18 protein-coding genes, 1 pseudogene and 1 riboswitch are annotated in these 24,405 nt (G+C 28.4%); all 19 genes and pseudogenes read left to right on the top strand.

Features of this window, described 5'->3' with window-relative positions:
* Positions 1-47: 47 nt before the first annotated feature.
* The 19 genes and pseudogenes from KGF45_RS01760 (at position 48) to KGF45_RS20395 (ending at position 24,383) form a co-directional block, all read left to right on the top strand.
* On the top strand, positions 48-2,705 hold the full coding sequence (locus tag KGF45_RS01760) for a cation-translocating P-type ATPase (RefSeq protein ID WP_227841668.1): 2,658 nt from the start codon (positions 48-50) through the stop codon (positions 2,703-2,705).
* 53 nt (positions 2,706-2,758) lie between these two features.
* A riboswitch (SAM riboswitch) is annotated at positions 2,759-2,861 on the top strand.
* 109 nt (positions 2,862-2,970) lie between these two features.
* Complete coding sequence (locus KGF45_RS01755) at positions 2,971-4,236, top strand: O-acetylhomoserine aminocarboxypropyltransferase/cysteine synthase family protein (RefSeq protein WP_227841667.1); 1,266 nt, start codon at positions 2,971-2,973, stop codon at positions 4,234-4,236.
* Positions 4,237-4,265: 29 nt separating this feature from the next.
* On the top strand, positions 4,266-5,156 hold the full coding sequence (locus KGF45_RS01750) for a homoserine O-succinyltransferase (protein WP_227829941.1): 891 nt from the start codon (positions 4,266-4,268) through the stop codon (positions 5,154-5,156).
* A 153-nt stretch (positions 5,157-5,309) separates the two neighbouring features.
* Entirely contained in the window at positions 5,310-5,942 is a 633-nt protein-coding gene (locus KGF45_RS01745) for a TetR/AcrR family transcriptional regulator (protein WP_227829940.1), read from the top strand.
* Positions 5,943-6,238: 296 nt separating this feature from the next.
* Positions 6,239-6,682: a MarR family winged helix-turn-helix transcriptional regulator gene (locus KGF45_RS01740; protein ID WP_227829939.1), complete on the top strand. Its 444-nt coding sequence runs from the start codon at positions 6,239-6,241 to the stop codon at positions 6,680-6,682.
* 30 nt (positions 6,683-6,712) lie between these two features.
* Positions 6,713-8,530, top strand: a complete 1,818-nt coding sequence (gene ftsH / locus KGF45_RS01735; protein WP_227829938.1) for an ATP-dependent zinc metalloprotease FtsH — start codon at positions 6,713-6,715, stop codon at positions 8,528-8,530.
* 297 nt (positions 8,531-8,827) lie between these two features.
* Positions 8,828-11,530, top strand: coding sequence for a sensor histidine kinase (locus KGF45_RS01730; protein ID WP_227829937.1), 2,703 nt, complete (start codon positions 8,828-8,830; stop codon positions 11,528-11,530).
* 34 nt (positions 11,531-11,564) lie between these two features.
* Entirely contained in the window at positions 11,565-12,263 is a 699-nt protein-coding gene (locus KGF45_RS01725) for a response regulator (RefSeq protein WP_227829936.1), read from the top strand.
* Between the two features lie 313 nt (positions 12,264-12,576).
* Positions 12,577-13,533: a CorA family divalent cation transporter gene (locus KGF45_RS01720; protein WP_227829935.1), complete on the top strand. Its 957-nt coding sequence runs from the start codon at positions 12,577-12,579 to the stop codon at positions 13,531-13,533.
* A gap of 468 nt (positions 13,534-14,001) precedes the next feature.
* A complete protein-coding gene (gene aroF, locus KGF45_RS01715; protein WP_227829934.1) occupies positions 14,002-15,015 on the top strand; it encodes a 3-deoxy-7-phosphoheptulonate synthase in 1,014 nt (337 codons plus the stop codon).
* 21 nt (positions 15,016-15,036) lie between these two features.
* On the top strand, positions 15,037-16,101 hold the full coding sequence (gene aroB, locus KGF45_RS01710) for a 3-dehydroquinate synthase (protein WP_227829933.1): 1,065 nt from the start codon (positions 15,037-15,039) through the stop codon (positions 16,099-16,101).
* Positions 16,101-17,414 (top strand): 3-phosphoshikimate 1-carboxyvinyltransferase, encoded by a 1,314-nt coding sequence (aroA, locus tag KGF45_RS01705; protein WP_227829932.1) that lies wholly within the window; start codon positions 16,101-16,103, stop codon positions 17,412-17,414. Before aroB ends, aroA begins: the two co-directional genes overlap by 1 nt.
* Positions 17,392-18,471, top strand: a complete 1,080-nt coding sequence (gene aroC, locus KGF45_RS01700; protein ID WP_227829931.1) for a chorismate synthase — start codon at positions 17,392-17,394, stop codon at positions 18,469-18,471. Before aroA ends, aroC begins: the two co-directional genes overlap by 23 nt.
* A 2-nt stretch (positions 18,472-18,473) precedes the next feature.
* Complete coding sequence (gene pheA, locus KGF45_RS01695; protein WP_227841666.1) at positions 18,474-19,670, top strand: prephenate dehydratase; 1,197 nt, start codon at positions 18,474-18,476, stop codon at positions 19,668-19,670.
* Positions 19,671-19,716: 46 nt separating this feature from the next.
* Entirely contained in the window at positions 19,717-20,526 is an 810-nt protein-coding gene (gene aroE / locus KGF45_RS01690) for a shikimate dehydrogenase (RefSeq protein ID WP_227829929.1), read from the top strand.
* 11 nt (positions 20,527-20,537) lie between these two features.
* Positions 20,538-21,071 carry a shikimate kinase gene (locus tag KGF45_RS01685; RefSeq protein WP_227829928.1) on the top strand — a complete coding sequence of 178 codons (534 nt, stop codon included), beginning with the start codon at positions 20,538-20,540 and terminating at the stop codon, positions 21,069-21,071.
* A gap of 15 nt (positions 21,072-21,086) precedes the next feature.
* Positions 21,087-21,926 carry a prephenate dehydrogenase gene (locus KGF45_RS01680; protein ID WP_227841665.1) on the top strand — a complete coding sequence of 280 codons (840 nt, stop codon included), beginning with the start codon at positions 21,087-21,089 and terminating at the stop codon, positions 21,924-21,926.
* 372 nt (positions 21,927-22,298) lie between these two features.
* Positions 22,299-22,976: pseudogene (locus KGF45_RS20400) on the top strand (cache domain-containing protein); the annotation flags it as partial.
* A gap of 54 nt (positions 22,977-23,030) precedes the next feature.
* A complete protein-coding gene (locus KGF45_RS20395; protein ID WP_413840484.1) occupies positions 23,031-24,383 on the top strand; it encodes a putative bifunctional diguanylate cyclase/phosphodiesterase in 1,353 nt (450 codons plus the stop codon).
* The last annotated feature ends 22 nt before the right edge of the window (positions 24,384-24,405 follow it).

Below are 24,405 nucleotides of genomic sequence, written 5' to 3'. Positions count from 1 at the left end.
AATATAATTATTCTTAAATCAAAAAAAGAAAGGAGTGATCTTCCAAAATGGAAAATCACAAACAGATGCCTTGGCATTCGATGGCAACACATGAAGTATTAGAGAGTTTAGACTCATCAGAGGAGGGGCTCACCGATACCGAGGCGGAAAACAGGATTAAAGAGCATGGTTTAAATGAACTGAGAAAAAGACCACCTAGAACAGTTTTACAAATGCTTTGGACCCAAGTTACAGATGCTATGGTATTGATACTAATAGGTGCATCAGTATTATCTTTAGCATTTGGAGAATTTACAGAAGCTTTTGTAATTCTAATAATTGTAACAGTAAATGCAGTTATTGGTATTGTTCAAGAAAAAAAAGCAGAATCATCATTAGAAGCACTAAAAAATATGAATTCACCTACAGCACGTGTTATGCGTGATGGTGAAGAAAATGTTATCCAAGCAAGTAATCTTGTAATAGGAGATATTGTTTTTTTAGAAGATGGAGCAATGATTCCAGCAGACATTCGTTTAATAGATACATCTAGTTTAAAAATTCAAGAAGCTTCTTTAACAGGAGAGTCTGTACCATCAGAAAAAGATTCAGATGACCTTTTACCTGAAGAAAGTGTATTAGGAGACCGTAGTAATATGGCTTATACGTCTTCAATTGTCACATATGGTAGAGGTGTAGGCGTTGTAGTTGCAACTGGTATGGACACAGAAGTAGGTAATATAGCACATCTTTTAGATTCACAAAATGATTTTGATACTCCTATAAAACGTAAACTTAATACTGTTGGAAAGACATTAAGTGTTATAGGTATTATTGTATGCGTTATTATATTTGCAATAGGTGCATTTTACCAGAGACCTCTCTTACCAATGTTTATGATTGCAATTTCCCTTGCTATATCAATCATTCCAGAGGGATTACCTGCAACAGCAACCATTGTAATGGCTCTAGGTGTGCAACGTATGGCTAAAAGAAATGCTTTGATTAGAAAGTTGCCAGCAGTTGAAACATTAGGAGGAGCTACAGTAATATGTTGTGATAAAACTGGTACATTAACCTTAAATAAAATGACTGTTACACATATTGCTGTAAATGGCGATTTTGAATCTGGAAAAGTAACATCAATAGATACTGCGTCTGAGAAACATCCACTAGTATACAAAGAGATTGTTTATGCTGGTGCACTTTGTAATGATGCATGTATAAATCCAGATAAAACAGATGAAATATTAGGTGATCCAACAGAAGGTTCATTGATTTTTATGGCTAATAAATTTGGAATAGATCAAGAAGCTCTTGAAGAGAAATATCCACGTGTATTTGAGCAACCTTTTGATTCCGACAGAAAATGTATGACAACTGTTCATGATATAGATGGAAAAATCACAGTATATACTAAAGGTGCAGTGGATGAACTTCTCCATTTATGTACCAAAATATTAACATCAAAAGGTGAAAGAAACATTACAGAGTTGGATAAAAAAAATATACACGAATTATGTCTCGCTATGTCTAAAGATGCATTACGTGTACTTGGTTTTGCTAAGCGTGAAATTTTATCGATACCAAAGGAAGATAGTGAAAACATAGAATATGATTTGACATTTATTGGTATGGTTGGTATGATTGACCCACCAAGAACTGAGGTAATTGATGCAGTAAAAACTTGTAAAGAAGCAGGCATAAGAACCATAATGATAACAGGTGACCATAAAGTCACTGCCACAACAATAGCTCATGAATTGGGAATTTGGAATGAAGGAAATACTGTTATATCTGGTGATGAACTTGATAATTTAAGTGATGAGGAACTGGATAAAGCTGTTAAAAATACTACAGTATTTGCTCGTGTATCACCATTTGATAAACTCAGAATTATACAGTCTCTAAAAAGAATAGGAGAAGTACCAGCGATGACTGGAGATGGGGTAAATGACTCCCCTGCATTAAAGTCTGCTGATATTGGTATAGCTATGGGTATAAGTGGTACAGATGTGGCAAAAGATTCTTCAGATATGATTTTAATGGATGATAGTTTTACCACAATTGCTTATGCAATAAAAGAGGGTAGGCGTGTATATAGAAATATACAAAAGGTTATACAATTCTTGCTTGTTGGAAATATAGCAGAGATACTTACACTATTTGTTGCAATATTGTTAAACTGGGATACTCCACTTCTTGCTGTGCATATTCTATGGGTAAACCTTGCAACAGCAACTCTTCCAGCGCTTGCTCTTGGAGTTGACCCACCAAGTATAAACATAATGAAGCATCAACCTGTTAAATCAGAAAGTTTGTTTGAAAAAAATCTTGTACAAAGAGTTATTACTCAGGGGATATTTGTAGCAATAATGACCATTTTAGCATATAAAATTGGTCTTAATATAGGAAACCATACTGTAGGTCAAACAATGGCATTCTGTGTATTAGCATTTTCACAAATGTTGCGTGCATTTAGCCAACGTTCAAATACAGACTCTATGTTTACTAAAAATAGTGGTAAAAACCCATTTCTTTTAATCTCATTTTTAACTTCTGCTTTGCTTATGGCAGTTATATTATTTGTCCCTAATTTTAGAGATGCATTTAATTTAACTGTTTTAAATAGCTCACAGTGGCTTGTAACAGTGATTTTAGCTATAATGTCTGTAGTGCAAGTAGAGGTTGGAAAATTTATTAAAAGAAAATTATATAAAAAATAGTTGACAAAATTAGGAAAAAAATATAAGATATAAAACATAGAAAAATTAAATAAATCTTATCCAGAGAGGTGGAGGGACTGGCCCTATGAAACCCGGCAACCAGTATATTTATATACATTGGTGCTAAATCCTGCGGCGAAAGCTGAGAGATGAGTATAATTAAGCTTATACAGAGCCTGAGTTATATACTCAGGCTTTATTTATTTTAAATCTCATCTGACAAATAGTTTAATTTTCTTAATTAAAATCTAAGGGGGATACAAAAATGTATAACAAAGAAACAATATGCGTGCAAGGAAATTATAAGCCAGGAAATGGAGAACCAAGAGTTTTACCTTTATATCAAAGTACAACTTTTAAATATAGTAGTATAGACCAACTTGCTGACTTATTTGATTTAAAAGCTGATGGTCATATGTATTCCAGAATAAGTAATCCTACTGTTCAAGCTTTTGAAGAAAAGATAAGTTTGTTAGAGGGAGGAGTATCATCTGTTGCCGTATCATCAGGTCAATCTGCAAATATGTTGGCAGTTTTAAATATATGTAAATCTGGAGATAGTATACTTTGTTCTTCAAAAGTATATGGAGGAACATTTAATTTATTAGGACCTAGTCTTAAAAAATTTGGAATAGATTTAATATCATTTGATTTAGATGCAAGCGAGGATGAAATAGTAGAACTTGCAAATGAAAATACTAAAGTTGTATTTGCAGAGACACTTGCAAATCCAACTCTTGAAGTTATAGATTTTGAAAAAATAGCAAATGTAGCTAAAAGAATTAATGTTCCATTTATAGTTGATAACTCGTTAGCATCACCAGTATTTTGTAATCCACTAAAATATGGAGCAAATATAGTCACTCATTCTACTACAAAATATTTAGATGGCCATGCTTCAAGTGTTGGTGGAATTATAGTAGATGGTGGAAATTTTAACTGGGACAATGGAAAATTTCCAGAATTAGTTGAGCCAGACCCAACATATCATGGAATAAGTTATACTGAGAAGTTTGGCAATGCTGCATATGCTACTAAAACAAGAGTTCAATTACTTAGAGACTATGGAAATTGTTTGAGTCCATTTAACGCATATCTTACTAATTTAAATATTGAAACACTACATCTTAGAATGGAGAGACATAGTGAAAATGCACTTAAGATAGCTAAGTTTTTAGAAAAACATAAAAATGTAGATTGGATTAACTATCCAGGACTTGAAAATAATAAGTATTATGAAAATGCCAAGAAATATCTATCAAAAGGATGCAGTGGAGTTTTATCATTTGGAGTAAAAGGGGGACTTGAAAATGCTAAAAAATTTGTGGAAAAACTACAAATAGCAGCATTAGTCACTCATGTATCAGATGTAAGAACTTGTGTTATACATCCAGCTTCAACTACTCATAGACAATTAACAGAAGAACAATTAATTGCATCTGGAGTATTACCTTCACTAATAAGATTATCTGTTGGAATAGAAAATGTAGAGGATTTAATAGCTGATTTAGATCAAGCTTTAAATTTCTAATAGTATAAGAGAAAGAGAAGTGAAAAGATATGGCTTTAATACTACCAAAGGGGCTACCTGTTATTAATAAATTATTAGATGAAGGAATAGATGTGATTTGTAAAGAAGACTTTAATAAACATTTAGAATACAAAGAAAATATAGATACTAAAATAGCTATATTAAATCTAATGCCCATAAAAATAGATACAGAGTTAGATTTACTTAGAAGAATAGATAAGACAGGTTTTAATGTATCTGTAGAATTTATTAAAATCTCAACAAGAGAGAGTAAAAGAAGTTGTAATGAATATGTTAAGAATTTTTATAAAACATTTGATGAAGCAAAAAAAGAATCTTTTGATGGTTTTATAATAACAGGAGCTCCAGTTGAACAAATGGAGTTTGAAGAAGTTGATTATTGGGATGAACTAAAAGATATTATGGATTATTCTAAAAGTAAGGCTAAATCTACATTATATATATGTTGGGCAGCTCAAGCAGGTCTTTACAAATACTACAATGTAAAAAAACTTCCATTAAGTCAAAAATGTTTTGGAGTATTTAAGCATGAAGTAGATAAAAATAGTAAGATAGTAGATGGATTTGAAAAAGAGTTTTTTGCTCCACATTCAAGACACACTACTGTAAATATTGAAACTTTAAAAAATAATGATGAATTAAGCATTGTAAGTCATTCTAAAGAAGCTGGTCCTTATATAATTACAAATTCAAGAGATGTATTTGTAATGGGTCACAGTGAATATGATAAATATACTTTAGATAGAGAATATAAAAGAGATGTAGATAGAGGTGATAAAATCTCAATACCTCAAAATTACTATATAAATGACGATCCTTCAAAAGAACCAACTGTTAAATGGAAAAAACATTCAGAACTTTTGTTTAGAAATTGGATAAAAAACTATTTAATAATATAAAATACAACCAAAAAAATATGAGAATCTATAAGGTATAAAAGTAATTATAATACTTCTTTATACCTTATTTTTATTTTATAAAATTGACATTATAAAAGTAGTTTTATATAATAAGACTAAACCGACTGATGGTCTATTGAAAGGAGAAACTATATGAGAATTATAAAAGACCCTGAAGAACGTAAAAGTGAAATCCTCAACACAGCTGAAGTGCTTTTTTGTACTAAAGGATACACAAAAACTACTATAAATGATATTTTAAATGAGATTGGAATTGCAAAAGGAACATTTTATTACTACTTTAAATCTAAAGAAGAGGTAATGGATGCAATTATAACTAGAATTATAGATAATGATATAAATATGTTAAAAGAAATTGCTTCAAATCCAGACATTCCAGTTGTTGAAAAGTTTTTTCAAATATTAATATCTCAAAGACCTAAAGTTGGAGGAAGTAAAGAAAAAGTGATTAATCAATTTCACCAACCCAACAATGCTGAGATGCATCAAAAGACAATAGTTAAAACTATTTTAAATTTTACACCTATTTTAACAGAGGTAGTAGAACAAGGTATAAGAGAAGGAATATTCAATACAAAATATCCAAAAGAGACAATAGAGTTTTTACTTGTTTCTTCTGAATGTATATTTGATAAAGGTATGTTTGATTGGGATAATGATGAAATACTACAAAAAGCAAAGGCATTTGTTTGTATTATGGAAACGACTTTGGGTGCACATAAAGGAAGTTTTGATTTTGTATATAATATGTTAACAGAAGATTAAATTTATTGTAATAGTAAATAACTTTAGATTTTAATTTTTAAATAAGATTAAAATGAGAGGAATCGGTGTAAAATAAATACATCGATTTTTTATTAAAAATATCTTATACAAAAATTTCAATAATAAGATAAACTATTTATGACTGAAGTTACAATATTGTTATTGACAATAAATACTTAATACTATAATATTTAATACATTAAATATTTATAGTGTTAAGTATTATTTATAAAATATTTTTGAATTTAAAGTTAAAAATATTAGTAAAATAAAGTATTTTTACAGGGAGAATTTATATGGATGAGATAAGTTTTAAAAAAGCACTGCTAGAATTAACTAGAGATATAAATATTAAATTTACAACTTCATTAAGTCAGTTTTATCAACCGCTTGGGATTACAGCAGTACAAGCTTTGATTTTATCAGAACTATGTGAACATGGAGAGAAAAAAATAAGTGATTTAGGTAAAAATTTGAATATGACAAATAGCAATGTATCAGTAATATGCCAAAGACTAGAAAAAAATGGATTTTTAAATCGTATAAGAGATAAAGAAGACCAACGAATTGTAAAAGTTAAAGTAACAGAAAAATCGTTAGATATACAAGAAAATATTTCAAGTAGTATTTTTGATGACTATTTTGAAAATATGACTAGTGAAAAATTGCAAGATATGGAAGATATAATAGAGGGCTTAAAAAAATTAAATAAGCTTTTAACTCATATTGATTGCAAATAACATAAAATTAATTTAAAGGAGAACAAAATTATGGATGAACACAAACCACAAAAGAGGTCAATACTCTATTACTATACAATAATAATAATAGTAGTAATGTTTTTAAATGCTTTAATATTTCCAAGTCTAATGGATAAAAAAATGGTTGAGATTGATTATGGAAAATTTCTTACAATGTTAGATACAGGAAAGGTTAAATCTGTTGAGATAGAAAGTAATAAAATTGCAATAAGCCCATCTAGTAGTAAGGATAAAAATATATACATAACTGGTAGAATGGATGATCCAGAACTAGTTGATAGATTAAAAGATGCAAAAGTAGAATTTACTAAGATTATTCCTAAAGAAAATTCACCTCTTTTAAGTATTTTACTTACATGGATAGTACCTATAGGTATTCTTATGCTATTTGGTAATTTAATGATGAAATCAATGCAAAAACGAATGGGTGGTAATAGTATGCAATTTGGAAAGAGCAATGCCAAAATGTATGTATCTGCCCAAAGTGGAAAAAGATTTAATGATGTAGCTGGTCAAGATGAGGCAAAAGAAGCTCTAAGTGAGATAGTAGATTTCTTACACAATCCAGAAAAATATAAAAAAATAGGAGCACAAATGCCAAAAGGTGCACTTTTAGTAGGACCTCCAGGAACAGGAAAAACATTACTTGCAAAAGCTGTAGCAGGCGAAGCAGATGTACCATTTTTCTCAATATCTGGTTCTGAATTTGTTGAGATGTTTGTAGGTATGGGAGCATCTAGAATACGTGATTTATTTAAACAAGCTAAAGAGAAAGCTCCATGTATAGTGTTTATAGATGAAATTGATACTATAGGTAAAAAGCGTGATAATGGAAGTGGACTAGGTGGAAATGATGAACGTGAACAAACTTTAAATCAGTTATTAAGTGAGATGGATGGATTTGATGGTGGAATAGGTGTAGTAATACTAGCTGCAACGAATAGACCTGATAGTCTTGATAAAGCATTACTTCGTCCAGGACGATTTGATAGACGTATACCAGTTGAACTTCCAGACCTTGGAGGACGTGAAGCTATATTAAAGGTACATGCTAAAAATGTAAATGTAGACTCAAATATAGATTATAATGCAATCGCTAGGTCTACATCAGGTGCATCTGGAGCAGAACTTGCAAATATTGTAAACGAAGCAGCACTTTTAGCAGTTAAATCTGGCAGAGATGTAGTAGAGCAACAAGATTTTGAGGAATCTGTTGAGACCGTAATTGCAGGATATCAACGTAAAGGAGCTGTGATTTCTGATAAAGAAAAGAAAATCATAGCTTATCATGAAATAGGTCACGCACTTGTTGCTGCAATGCAGAAACATTCTGCACCTGTCCATAAAATTACAATAATACCTAGGACTTCAGGTGCATTGGGTTATACTATGCAAGTTGCAGAAGATGAAAGTGTACTTATGTCTAAAGAAGAAGCAATTGATAAAATAACTACTTTTACAGGTGGTCGTGCTGCTGAAGAAGTTATTTTTAATACTTGTACATCAGGTGCATCAAATGATATAGAGCAAGCTACTAAGATTGCAAGAGCTATGGTTACTCGTCTTGGTATGAGTGAGGAATTTGATATGGTTGCTCTTGAAACAGTAAGTAATCAGTACCTAGGAGGAGACTCTTCTCTTGCTTGTTCTTCAGATACTGCAGCTAAAATTGATGAAGAAGTATTTAGAATAGTAAAGACTTGTCATAAAAATGCAATTGAGATTTTAGAGAATAATATAGATAAGCTACATGAACTTGCTGAATATTTATTGGAAAAAGAGACAATTACAGGTGATGAATTCATGGAAATACTGAATTTAAAGTAAATATGTTGAAATAAAGATTGTAGTAATAGTTTTATTTAAATATGTATTTGCATATTTAAAACTGTTAATGCATTTTCAATAAAATATAAATCAAAAATATATAAATCAAAACAAGAGAATTGACAAAAAGGAATGTATAAAAAATAAAAATGCCTATTATTTAGGCATTTTTATTTTACAATTAAAGTACATACTTGTATCTTTACATAATCTTAATCATTAAAAATACATCTTAACTACATTTTTATACTAGAATTGATATTATAATAGTAATGAAATGTACAAGGAGGTTGTTTGATGGACAGACCAAATCCTGATATTCTATTAAAAAAAATAAAGAATGAAGAGAAAAAACTAAATAGAGGTCAGTTAAAAATATTTTTTGGGTATGCAGCAGGTGTAGGTAAAACTTATTCTATGTTGGAGTCTGCACAAAATTTAAAAAAAGTAGGGATTGATGTAGTAGTTGGATATATTGAACCACATACTAGACCAGAAACATTAGCATTACTTGATGGATTAGAGACTCTTCCTGTAAAAGAAATAGAATATAAGTCTATAAAATTAAAAGAGTTTGATTTAGATGCGGCATTAGCAAGAAAGCCAGAAGTTATATTAGTTGATGAGTTTGCTCATTCCAATGTCACTGGGTTAAGGCATACCAAAAGATGGCAGGATATAGAGGAATTATTACTAGCAGGTATAAATGTATATACTACTGTAAATGTACAACATCTAGAAAGTTTAAATGATATCGTGGAGATAATTACAAATGTATCAGTCAAAGAAACTATACCAGATAAATTTTTAGATACAAGTACACAATTAGAGCTTATAGATGTTGAACCTGATGTACTTCTTGAAAGATTTAATGAAGGTAAAATATATAAAAAGGAACAGGCAATTAGAGCGAAAGATAATTTTTTTATAAAAGACAATTTAGTTGCACTTAGAGAAATTGCACTTAGAAAAACAGCTGAAAGAGTAAATAAAGAAGTTCAAATGACTAGATTATCAAAGGGTGATGTAACAGTAATACCTACATCAGATACACTTCTTGCATGTATAAGCCCATCTCCATCTTCAGCAAAGGTTATTAGAACCGCGTCTAGGATAGCAGATAGTACATTTGCTAAGTGGATAGCTTTATATGTTGAAACTCCAAATACAGCAAAATTGCCTTTTGAGGAACAAAAACAATTACAAAACAATTTAAAACTAGCTAAGAAGTTAGGTGGTGAGATAATTGTTTTACATGGTGAAAATGTAATAGAACAGATACTTAGAATTGCCAAGATAAGAAACGTAACAAAAATTGTAATAGGTAGAAATCATTCAAATACTAAAAAATTGAGTAAAAAACTGAAAAAAGATATAGTTGACAAATTGATAGATGAAGTTGATTATATAGATATACATATAATCCCTTACAAATTTGCTTCAGAAGTTAAATATAGACCTAAAAAGGATAACTCATCAATAAAATCAAAATTTAAAATCAGTAAAATTGATTTTATAAAACTTATAATTATTACTTTAGTGATAAGCATTTTGGCATATATAGTACAAAGTATGGGATTTATAAGAGAAAATATATTACTAATATATATGTTAGGTGTAGTTTTGGTTTCTATGTGGACTAAAGGATATAGTACAGGGATAATAAGCTCTGTATTTAATATAGTACTGTTAAATTATTTTTTTACAGCACCTTTATATACATTGTCAATAGCTGATTCAAATTATATAGTAACATTAGTTGTATTCTCAATAGTTGGTATAATAACTAGTACTCTTACATCTAAGATACAACATGAGGCAGATACAGCTGCTAAAAGAGAAGAAAATACAAAAATGATATATCAAATAATTAAGGGATTTTTAAGATTGTCAAATAAAGATGATATAGTAAATAAGGGTATAGAACTTTTATGTCTTAGTCTAAGTAGAGATATAGTTTGCTATTTAAATATGGATAAGGATAAGAAATCAAAGTTCTATAAAAAAAATACTGCTAATAAGGATAAAAACGATTTAAATATAGAAGATGAAAAAGCTGTTGCAAGTTGGGTCTTGTCTAATTCAACAGTAGCAGGTAGTGATACAGATACACTTCCTGGTTCAAAAGGATATTATATACCAATTATAGGTATGAATTCAACTTTGGGGGTTATTGGTATATCGTGTGTTGATTCAAAATTAGATACAGAAGATATAAGTTTAATTGAAACAATAACTGCTCAAATGGCAATAGCTCTTGATAGAGAAATTCTATCAGAAGCAAAAGAAAATACTAATCTTGAGATAGAAAGAGAGAGGCTTAGAAGTAATCTTTTAAGAGCAGTTTCACATGACCTCAGAACACCATTAGCAGGAATATCTGGAGCAGTTAGTACAATTATAAAAAATAAAGATACTATAGGTCAGGATATAATAGACGAGCTACTTAGTGGTGTATATGAAGATACTCAGTGGTTAATAAGACTTGTTGAAAATTTACTTAGCATGACTAAGATAGATGAAGGAAAGTTAGAAGTCAAAAAACGTTCTGAACTTGTTGAGGAAATTATATCAGAGGCATTACAAAATATTAAAAAAAGAATTGAAAATGCAATTATAGATATTAATATACCAGAGCAAATATTATTTGTTCCTATGGATGCCAAATTAATAGAACAGGTTTTAATTAATCTAATAGATAATGCTTTAAAATATTCAAAAGAGGATTGTAAAATAAATATAATTGTATATGAAAAAGAAGATTATGTTTGGTTTGAAGTGTCTGATAATGGTCCTGGAATATCCAAAGAACTGAAGGAGCATATATTTGATAGATTCTTTACTGGAGAAGAAGGTACTAAGGATTCTAGAAAAGGTGTTGGACTTGGATTATCAATTTGTAAATCTATAATTCAAGCTCATAAAGGTGAAATTTTAGTAGTAAATAATAAAGATAAAGGTTCAACTTTTAAATTTAGTTTGCCCAAAGAAAATGAATAGTATGAAATTTTGAAATCTAGTTTTGGAGGAAGAAATGAGTAAAAAACTTATATTATTAGTAGAGGATGATAAAACAATAAGAAAATTTATATCTACTGCACTTGCAACACAAGATTATGATGTTAAAGAGGCTATAACTGGTAAAGAAGGAATATCAATTGCTGTCTCATATTCTCCAGATGTCGTTCTCTTGGATTTAGGGCTAGAAGATATGGATGGAATAGAGGTAATAAAAGCTATTAGGCAGTTTTCAAATATACCAATAATTGTAGTTTCAGCTAGAGAACAAGACAGAGAAAAGGTAGAAGTGTTTGATGCAGGTGCAGATGATTACTTAACAAAACCATTTTCTATAGTAGAGTTATTAGCTAGGGTAAGGGTTGCGTTTAGACACTCACAAGTAGAATTACAGCAAAAAGAAGAGATTAGGTCTACGTTTGAAGTAGATGAGTTATTTATTGATTTTGATAAAAGAAAAGTCATTGTTGACAATAACGAAGTACATTTGACACCAATTGAATATAATATTCTTTCATTACTTGCAAAGCATCATGGAAAAGTACTTACTCATAATTTTATAATAAAAGAAATATGGGGTAGTATTATAGGAAATGAAACTAAGTCCTTAAGAGTTTTTATGGCAACATTAAGACGAAAAATAGAGAAGCAACCCGCTGACCCTAGGTATATAATTACAGAAGTTGGTGTTGGATATAGACTAAATGATGAATAGACAAAATGGATACTACAATTGTATAATTTAGATTAAGTTAAAATGAAGTGTGTATGCTATTATTAATTTAAGTATATGCATTTCATTTTTTAGTACTTTTTTAGCATTGATAATATTAAACACATTTTAAAATAAAAGTATGGTATAATTTGTAAGAAAAGTCTAAGTTAAAAGATAAAAGATTTAATATTTATTTTCTAATAAATTTAATATAAATAAATATTAAATAATAATTACTGAAATAGTGAAAAATAATTACAGTAATAAATATATGTAATTTTTAAAATGTAAACTGAAGTTTAGGAGTAGATTTATGTATATATTGAATTTGAATACAAGAGAGATTGTGGAAGATTTTAGAGTGAAATTTTATATACCAGAAAATTCATATCTTATATTAAGTGCTCCAAAAAATTTAAAATTACTCAAGGAAACTTTGGATATAGATGAAATAACATTTAATGATTGTCTTAAATTTGATGAAATAACAAAGCTTGATTTATTTGATAATTATGATTTTTTGAGCCTAAATACCTTTGAATTGAGAAATGGAGAAGCTGTTATAGAAGAAGTAAATATGTATTTATCAGATAATTTTATATTAGTTGTTGTAAATGAAGAGCATTTTTTATTTGAATTTGTAAAGAATCTTATTTTAAAAAATTCTCAACTTGAAAAAAATCCTGTCATCAACCTTTTTAAGATAAATTATTTAATTTTTAGAGAAGTTATAAAAAATGGCTTCGAATCTTTAGAAAAAGTTGAAGAGTTAATTCTTGAAATAGAAGATGAGATGATGGACAATATTCATAAAAATCATGTTTCTAGAATAAGTGATGTAAGAGGATTGACTAGAACTATAGTTAAAAACACCAGACCACTTTTATATATTGGAGATAGAATAATTAAAGAAAATATACGATATTTAAAATACTCCAATGTAAAAAAATATAATCTTGAAAATTTTCAAGGGATAGATTTTGGTATTGATAAATTATATAATTTTGCATTATCAACACGTGAGCTGGCAGATAAACTCCTAGATATTTATTCTTCTAGAGTAGGTGAAAAAACGAATCACTTGATTACAAAATTGACTTTACTTACGGCTATCTCTGCACCACTTACAATTATAACGGGAATATATGGAATGAACTTTAGGTATATGCCAGAACTAAATTGGCTTTATGGATATCCAGCAACATTACTTTTGATGTTAGGCATAGTTTTTGTTGGAATTATAATATTTAAAATAAAAAAATTATTGTAAAAATAAGATGCTTTTTAAACGATTTTAGAAAAAGGTATTAAAAGAAAAAGTGAATTAAGAAAATAAAGAAATATTTTAAATTGAAAATATTTATAGAAAATATTGACAATTATATTTTCTTTGCTATAATTATTAAACAAGAAGAGTAATAAATTATAAAAATGGAGGATAATACTATGAAAGGGATTTTAAAAGAACTAGTGGCAAAACTTTATAGCTTTTTTTATTTTATGTTCTGGGGCTTTTATTTTAGCGCTGGCTATTTCTTTTACAAAAATACATGTAATTCCTTTCTGGTGAGGCCTTGATTTTAATAACCTTGGGCATAGGTAAATTTTATAAAAATGATTATTTTATACGGTCATGTAAGATTTGATGCTTAATAGATTATTTTAGAGAACTCATTAATGAGTTCTCTTTTTTATTTTAAACTCAAATATAGAATTACAATATTAGGGGGTAGTAAAGATGATAGTAGTATTAAAAGTAGGAGCAGATAAGAGAGAAGTTAAGAAATTAATAGAAGCTATTTGTAGAGAGGGTGTAGAAGTGAATCCTATAGATGGAAAAGAATTAACTGTTTTAGGGTTAGTTGGAGATACTAGTAAGATAGATGCTAAAAGAATAGAAGCAAATAAGGTAGTTGAAAAAGTTATGCATGTAGTAGAACCTTTTAAAAAAGCAAATAGAAAATTTCATCCAGAACCTTCAATTATAAATGTCGATGGTATGGAAATTGGGTCAAAAAAACTTACTATGATAGCTGGTCCTTGTTCTGTTGAAACAGAAGAACAAATAGTTTCTATAGCTGAAGATGTAAAAAAATCAGGAGCAGGATTTTTAAGAGGAGGAGCATTCAAGCCAAGAACATCTCCATACGCTTTCCAAGGATTAAGATATGATGGATTAGATTTATTAAAAAAAGCAAAAGAAAAAACAGGTCTTCCTATAGTTACAGAAATAATGTCAACACAAGATATAGATATATTTGAAGAAAATGTAGATGTAATTCAAGTTGGAGCAAGAAACATGCAAAACTTTGATTTATTAAAAGAATTAGGAAAAACAAATAAAACAATACTTTTAAAAAGAGGATTATCTGCTACAATTGAAGAGTGGCTAATGTCAGCTGAATATATAATGGCTGGAGGAAATGAAAATGTAGTTCTTTGTGAAAGAGGTATAAGAACTTTTGAAACATACACTAGAAATACTTTGGATTTAAGTGCAATCTTAGCTGTAAAAAAACTTAGCCATTTACCAGTCATAGTTGACCCAAGTCATGCAGCAGGAAAATCATGGATGGTTGACTCTCTATCTAAAGCAGCAATTGCGGTTGGAGCAGATGGTTTAATAATAGAAGTTCATAATGACCCAGCTCATGCACTTTGTGATGGTAAACAATCAATTAAACCAGATGAGTATGATGGATTAATAAATGAACTAAAAACTATCGCATCAGCAGTTGGAAGAGAAATATAATCTATAGAAGGATGGTTAAACGTGGAAGAAAAATTATTAGTTAATCTAAAAGAGAATAGTTACAATATATTTATAAAAAAAAGTATATTAAAAAATATAGGTAAAGAAATTAAAAAAATATATTCTGGGAATAAGATTTTTATTGTTACAGATGAAAATATAGCAAAATTATATTTAGATGAAGTTAAAAATAATTTGATTGAATCTGGATTTGAAACTAGAGCTATAATATTAGAAGCTGGTGAAGAGACAAAGTCATTTAACACTCTACCTAAAATATATGATAGTTTACTTGACTTTAAGTTAACTAGAAAAGATTTGATTATTACACTAGGAGGAGGGGTAATTGGAGATTTAGGAGGATTTACAGCAGCAACTTTTTTAAGAGGTGTAAATTTTATTCAAATTCCAACATCTTTATTAGCTCAAGTGGACAGTTCTGTAGGTGGAAAAGTTGGAGTTGACCTTGAAAGAGGAAAAAACTTAGTGGGAAGTTTTTATCAGCCTAAAGCAGTATTTATTGACCCAGATGTATTATCATCTCTTCCAGAAAAATTTTATAGAGATGGAATGGCAGAGGTTATAAAGTATGGATGTATAAAAGATAAAACTTTTTTTAATAAGCTTGTAAACTTAAAAAACAGGGAAGAAGTGATGCACCATATAGAATACATTATACACAAATGTTGCCTTCTCAAAAAAACTGTAGTTGAAGCTGATGAGAAAGATTTAGGAGATAGGATGCTTTTAAATTTTGGGCACACACTAGGTCATGCTATTGAGAAACACTATAACTTTACAGGTTATACTCATGGAGAAGCTGTTGGTGTAGGTATGTATAAGATAACATTAGAGAGTGAAAAAAGAGGGATTACAAAACAAGGTACATCAGAACTTATAAAATCAATTTTAATAAATTATGATTTACCTTATGAAGTTGAATTAGGAGATAATAAATCTATAATAGATACTATATCTCTCGATAAAAAAAATCTAGGTGATACACTAAAAATAATACTTTTAAAGGATATTGGAGAAAGTATTATATATGATACTACTTCTAAATTTTTTCAGGAGGTAAAATGATGGGAAGCTTAAAAATATATCCAAGCAAATTATCAGGCAATGTAAAAATTCCTCCATCAAAAAGTATGGCACATAGAGCAGTTATTTGTGCAGCTTTAAGTGATGGAAAAAGTAGAATTTCTAATATAGATTTTTCTGATGATATTATAGCTACTATAAGAGCAATGATATCATTAGGAGCAACTATAGAAAAAAAAGAAGATATTTTAGAAATCACAGGAATCTATTCTAAAGAAGCAATCTTAAATAAAGAGAATCAATTGAATCAACCTAAACTGACTATAGATTGTAATGAGTCAGGTTCTACTTTAAGATTTCTGGTACCTATATCTTTAGCTTTTGATGGAGTAAAAAGATTTATAGGAAGAGGTAATCTTGGAAAAAGACCACTTGATACTTATTATGAGATATTTGACAGACAGGGGATAGAATATAGCTACAAAGAAAATAAACTGGATTTAATTGTATCAGGAAAACTTAAACCAGATGAATTTAGAGTAAAAGGAAATATAAGTTCTCAATTTATAACAGGATTATTATTTATATTGCCTACATTAGATAGTGATTCAAAGATAATAATTACCACTGAACTAGAATCTAAAGGGTATTTAGATTTAACTATTTCAACTATGAAAGATTTTGGAGTAGAAATTGTAAATAATAATTATAAAGAATTTATCATAAAAGGAAATCAAACTTATAAAGCTAGAGATTATAAAGTTGAAGGAGATTATTCTCAAGGTGCATTTTATTTATCAGCAGATGCTATTGGAGAAGATATTAACATACTTGACCTTAAAGAAAATTCTCTTCAAGGAGATAGTGAAGTTATCGAGATTTTATCAAGAATGGGTATGGAAATTTTAAGAGAAGACAACAAAATCAAAGGAATAGCAAACTGTTTAAATAGTACTTTGATAGATGCATCTCAATGTCCAGATATAATACCAGTTTTATCTGTGGTAGCAGCTTTAAGTATAGGGAAGACGACCATAATAAATGCTGGAAGACTTAGAATTAAGGAATGTGATAGACTTCATGCAATAAATATTGAGTTGAGTAAGCTAGGGGCGAATATAGAAGAAAAAGAGGATAGTTTGATAATTGAAGGAGTAAGCAAATTAAATGGAGGTGTAGAAGTATGGAGTCACAAAGACCACAGGATTGCAATGACACTTGCAATTGCTTCTTGTAGATGTGATAAGCCAATCATATTGAAAGATTTTGAGTGTGTATCAAAGTCTTATCCACATTTTTTTAAAGATTTTGAGATGTTAGGAGGAAGAATTGATGAGTGGAATATGGGGAAATAATTTGAAAATATCCATCTTTGGAGAATCTCATGGAAATGCTATAGGTATAAATATAGATGGACTTCCTGCAGGTATCGAGTTAGACCTTGATAAGATTGACAAAGAAATGAAAAGAAGAGCACCAGGAAAAAATTCTATATCAACTTCAAGAAATGAAAGTGATATACCAGAAATTTTAAGTGGATATTTTGATGGAAAAACTACAGGAACTCCATTATGTGCGATTATAAGAAATAGTGATACTCGTTCAAAAGATTATGGAAAAGTTAAAAACTTGATGAGACCAGGTCATGCAGATTATACAGGTCATATAAAATATTCTGGGTTTAATGACTATAGAGGAGGAGGACATTTTTCAGGAAGAATAACTGCTCCATTAGTATTTTGTGGTGCTATATGTAAACAAATTTTATCACAAGAAGGTATAGAGATAGGAGCTCATATTAAAAAAATCAAGAATATAGAGGATAAGGGTTTTAATTATGTAGACATTTCAAAACAAGAATTATTAAATTTACAAAATTTAGAATTACCTTTACTTGATTTATCAAAGGAAGAAGCCATAAAAAATACTATTCTAGATGCAAAAAATCAGGGAGATTCAGTTGGAGGTATAATTGAATGTGCAGTGATAGGTGTCAATGTAGGTGTTGGAAATCCGTTTTTTGATTCTGTTGAATCTACTCTATCACATTTACTATTTTCTGTTCCATCCATAAAAGGTGTAGAATTTGGATTGGGATTTGATATTACAGATATGTATGGTTCTCAAAGCAATGATGAAATGTACTACGTTGGAGATACAGTAAAAAGTAAAACTAATAATAATGGAGGGGTTATTGGAGGGATTACAAATGGAATGCCAATAATTTTTAAAGTAGCAATTAAGCCAACTCCATCAATTAGTAAACAACAAAACACTGTTAATATAGAAGATAAAAAAGATGATGTTTTAGCTATTAAAGGTAGACATGACCCTTGTATAGTTCAAAGAGCTATACCTGTAATAGAAGCAGTAACAGCTATTGGAATTTTTGATTTGATGAAAGGACGATAATAATGGAGGATTTAACGAGATATAGAAATAAAATTGATGATATAGATAAGGAACTTGTCAAATTATTTGAAAAAAGGATGAATATAGTTCTCGAAATTGCTAGGCATAAAATGAGAAATAATACTACTATACTTCAAAAAGATAGAGAAGAAAAAGTATTGAGTAAAGCAGTAAATAATCTAGAAGATAAAAAATATTCACAAGAGACTGTGCAATTTTTTAATTCAATAATGGAAGTTAGTAAGAATTTGCAAAAAAGATTAATAGATAATAATGTAGAGGAAAAAAATGAAAATAGTTCAAATTCATTAAATGAAAATTTTGATTTGTTAAATATATATAAATATAAATCAGTAAAAAGCGAACTTAATAAAAAAAATCTCCTAGTAGGATTTCCTGGTATATCAGGTTCATTTACAGAAGAAGCACTAACAAAATTTTTTAATACTAAAATCATAAAAAAACAATTTAAAGAATTTGAAGATGTCTTTATAGCACTTCAAAATAAAGAAATAAATTATGGAATAATACCTATAGAAAATTCGTCTACAGGAGCGATTTCTGAGACTTATGACCTTTTAGGAAAATATGGATTTTATATAGTTGGAGAAGAATGTATAAAAATAAATCAAAATTTAATTGGGATAAAGGGTACAAAGCTTGAAGATATTAAAGAAATATATTCACATCCACAAGGAATAGGTCAAAGTAGTGAATTTTTAAAACAAAATAGTCAATGGAAATTGATACCTTTTAATAACACAGCAACTAGTGCTGAACTTGTTAAGAGACTTCAGGATAAAACAAAGGCAGCAATTGCTAGTAAAAAAGCTGCAAAGATTTATGGATTAGAAATAATAAGTCCATGTATAAATGATATGACAGACAATTATACTAGATTCGTGGTAATTAGTAATGAGATACACATTGAAGAAGAGTCAAACAAGATGAGTATCGTATTTTCTGTTGAGCATGAAGCTGGAAAGCTTTATAAAATACTTGGATACTTTGCTGAAAACAATATAAATATGACAAAAATAGAATCAAGACCAATGAAAAATGCTTCTTGGAGATATTTCTTTTATATAGATTTCGAATGTTCTATATATGATTCAAAAGTATGTAGTTTGTTAGACATGATAGAACGTAATACAGCATACTTTAAATTTATCGGTGTATATAGAAATAAAATTGAATAGATAAATATAATTTTTTATTTAAACAGAATGATTAGGAGGTGTAAAGATGAATTTTTTTGGTCTAATAGGTGAAAAGCTATCTCATAGTGTTTCCCCTCAAATTCATAAGAGGTTATTTGAAATATTGAATATTGAAGGTGCTTATAAGAACTTTGAGATTTCAAAAGAAAATATACCAATGTTGGATGATGCTATAAAATTATTGGGAATCAAAGGTGTAAATATTACTGTCCCATATAAAGAAAGAGTCATGGAGTTTTTAGATTTTATATCTCCAGAAGCAAAGCGTATAGGGGCAATTAACACAATTTTACTTAAAGAGAACAAATTATATGGCTATAATACAGATTATTTTGGACTTGATATTATGTTCAAAGTAGCTAATATTGATATTCAAGGAAAGACAGCTGTTATATTAGGTACTGGCGGTGCATCTAAAGCAGCCATTACATACCTTCTTGATTCTGGAATAGGTAAAGTTTATGTTTCAACTAGAAAAAAAGATAATAAAAAGCTATCAAATAATTCAGCTATATTAATAGATTATGAAGAGCTTAAGAATATAAAAGGAGATATAATATTAAATGCAACTCCAGTAGGAATGTATCCTAATGTAGGAGTATCACCTGTCCCAAAATCTATTATACAGAATTTTGATATGTTAGTAGATTTGATTTACAATCCTAAAAAAACTTATTTTTTAGAAATTGGTCAGAGTCTAGGTAAAAAAACGTGTGATGGATTATATATGTTGGTTGGGCAAGCAGTAAAGTCTCAAGAAATATGGCAAAATATTAAAATAGATAGTGGTGCTTTAAATATTATATATGAAGAAATAAAATTAAACTTTTTATAGGGGGATTGATTATGATAAACAAAGAAAAGGTAATATTAATAGGTATGCCGGGTAGTGGAAAAACTACAATTGGAAAACTTTTATCACAGGAATATAATTGTAGTTTTTGTGATATGGATGATTATATAAATAAAATATCTCAAAAAAGTATAGCAGAGCTATTTTTGGAAGGAGAAGATGTTTTTAGAAATTATGAAACACAAGCATGTAGAGAACTTTCTGCTAGTGATAAAACAGTAGTTTCTACTGGTGGTGGTGTAATAAAAAAAGATATTAATATAGAGATACTCAAAGAAGTAGGAATAATACTTTTTATTAATAGACCTATAGAAAAAATTTTAGAGGATATAAATATTAATTCAAGACCTTTATTACAAGATGGAAAAGAGAAATTATATAATCTTTATAATGAAAGGATAAATCTTTATAAAAATGCTGCAGATATAGAAATTTTAAATGCTAAATCATTAAATGATGCTGTATATAATATCAAAAATGCAATTAATAAAAATCTTAAATTTGAATTTAACGAAAAAATAATCTAGGGGGAAATAAGAATAATGAATATTGTTGTTGTAGGATTAGGAGTTATAGGAGGTTCTTTTGCTAAGGCATTAAAAAAAGCTGGATATGAAGATGTGTTTGGAGTAGATATAGATTCTGAAACTCTGAAAAAAGCAGAAGAGTTAAAAATTATCAAAAAAGGATGTACTACAGGTAAGGAGTTTTTTAAACAAGCTGATTTGATTATATTGTCTATATATCCTAGATTAATTGTAAATTTTTTAGAAAATAACAAAGAATTTTTCAAAAAAGGAACTATAATTACTGATACCACAGGAATAAAAGAAGTTCTTATAAATGATGTCTTGAAAATTATTCCAGATGATGTAGATTTTATATTTGGTCATCCAATGGCAGGTAGAGAAAAAAAGGGAATTGATTTTGCTAGCGATGAGGTATTTAAAAAAGCAAATTATATAATTACTCCAACTGGCAGAAATAATATAAAAAACTTAGAGTTTGTTGAGAATTTAATTTTAGAAATAGGTTTTAAAAGAGTAAAAAAATTGACTGCACAAAAACATGATGAAATGATAGCTTTTACATCTCAGTTACCTCATGTAATGGCAGTTGCTCTTATAAATAGTGACGAAGAAGATAGAGATACAGGTAAATTTATTGGAGATAGTTATAGAGATTTAACTCGTATTGCAAATATGAATGAAGACCTATGGAGTGAACTTTTTTTAGGAAACAGAGATAATTTATTAAAATGTATAGAAAATTTTGAGATAGAAGTAAATTTAATAAAAGAGGCTATCTTTAATAACGATAAAAATAAACTAGTTGAATATTTTAAAACATCTTCAATAAGAAGAGAACATTTAGAAAAATAGAAACCTTCATATAAGCTATATAAATTTAAAAGTACATGTCAATGGGTATAAATATAAAAAATAGCATATTTAATTACATTAGTAACTATAAGACTAATATGATTAAATATGTTATTGTTGTATTTATACCCTTTAAATTTATTATTCCATAAGTAATATATTTATTTAACTTGTTCTTTATTAACAATTTATGAAACTCAATTGTAAAAAAGAGTTTTTAATAGTAAAATAAAGTGAATCAACTAAATATAACTAATTGAGAGGGTGAGGTGTAGCCACTTGAAATACAGTAGGCAAATATTAAAAAGTATATTAATATCATTTATAGTAGTATTCTTTTTTAGTGTATTTGCGTTTTTTTATATAAGTAATATGGATGATGTACTTGAATATGAAACAAAAAATTACTTGTCAGAAATTAGTGAAGAGAGTAAAATTGCAATTAATAGTAAATTAAAAAGTAATTTAAACGAATTGGAAAATATTTCTAAGCTTTTAGAAATAGAAGATAAATTTGATTTAGAAGAAACTTTGAAAATTTTGGAATCATATAATAAAAATAGCAACTATAATAACATTGGTATGATTTTACCGAATGGTAAAGGTTATGCTAAAGGTATTTTTGGAACAGATTTTTCAGATAGGGATTATTTTAAGTTGGCCATTAAAGGTACAGCTAATATATCAAAGCCCCTAATAGATAAAGATACTGGAAAATTGACTAAAACATATGCAGTCCCATTATACAATAATGGTAAAATTGTTGCTGTTATTGCAGCTGATTATGATGTTGAGTTTGTATCTGAATTTTTGTCTATTTCAACCTTTAATGGTGAAGGTTTTTCGCTTATATGTGATAGCAATGGTGAAATAATCATTCCATCTTATCATAAAAATTCAAATTCAAATATTACAAATCTTTCACAAGTTAATTTTAAAAAAATATTTACTTTTAAAAATATGAAAATATCAGATAAAGGCGTAGTAGAGGCTAAAGAATCAGGAAAAGAATTTTATATGGCATATACTTCTTTAGGAATAAATGATTGGTTTATAATATCAGTCGTTCCAAAGATGGTCGTATCTAAAAAACTAAATAATTTAATGATAATTACAATTATTGGATGGATTATACTTTCATTTTTGTTTTTAGGTGTTATACTGTACATATTATATTCAAAAGCAAAGAGTCAAAAAACTATAGAAAAAATGGCATATACAGATTTTGTAACTGGTTATTCAAACTGGCGAAAATTTGAGTTAGATGTTAGAAATCTGCTAAAGAAAGCATCACAAAATGATAAACATGCAATGGTTATATTTGATATTGATAAATTCAAAGCAATTAATGATATATATGGTCATAAAAAAGGAAACTCAATTTTAAAAGATATTGCGGATACATTAGATAGTATAACTCATAATAATGAAACTTTTGCTCGTGTGAGTTCTGATAATTTTAATATGTTGTTATCGTATGACACAAGAGAAGATATAATAAATGTTATTAAAAAAATCATTATCAATAATGATGTTGTAAACTTATCTTTTGGAATATATGAAATTAAGGATAAGAGCTTATCTATAAGTGCATATAGTGATAGAGCTTCACTTGCTAAATTATCAATAAAAAATAATAGAGATATAAATTTTGCTTTTTTTAATGACGAGCTAAGAGATAAGTTATTACTTGAAGATAAAATAGAAAAAAAGATGGAATATGCACTTGAAAATAATCAATTCATAATGTATTTACAACCAAAATACAATATTAAATCAGAGAAATTCTGTGGAAGTGAGGCACTAGTTAGATGGCAATATACAGAAAAAGAATTTATATATCCAAGTGATTTTATTCCTATATTTGAAAAGAATGGGTTTATTACAAAAATTGATATGTACATATTAGAACAAGCTTGTAAAGAAATTAGAACTTTATTTGATAAAGGTATTTCACCTTTACCTATATCTGTAAACTTTTCAAGAGTTGATTTTTTTAAAAAAGATTTTATTACAAAAATAGTTAATATATGTGATAAATATAAAATACCATATAGTTTAATAGAAATTGAAATTACTGAATCTAGTATGTTTGGAGATACGGATACTCTGTTTGAGGTAAGTAGAAGTCTACAAGATATTGGATTTATACTTTCGATGGATGATTTTGGGTCAGGATATTCTTCTGTGAATATGCTTAAAAATATACCTTTAAACGTAATTAAACTAGATAGAGGATTTTTTATTGATGATAAGAATATTGATAAAAGTCAAATTGTCATAAAAAGTATAGTTTCGCTTATTAAGCAATTGGGAATAAGAGTAGTTGCTGAAGGAATTGAAACTAAAAGTCAGGTAGAAATGTTAAGAAAAGCAAATTGTGATATTATTCAGGGTTATTATTTTTCAAAACCATTACCAGTTAAAGAATTTGAAAAATTAGTCTATAAAATATAGGTCAATGAATTTTAATTTGGAG

The sequence above is a fragment of the Clostridioides sp. ZZV14-6154 genome, assembly GCF_020657785.1.
Taxonomy (GTDB): Bacteria; Bacillota; Clostridia; order Peptostreptococcales; family Peptostreptococcaceae; genus Clostridioides.
This window is presented reverse-complemented; position numbering and strand designations above follow the sequence as displayed.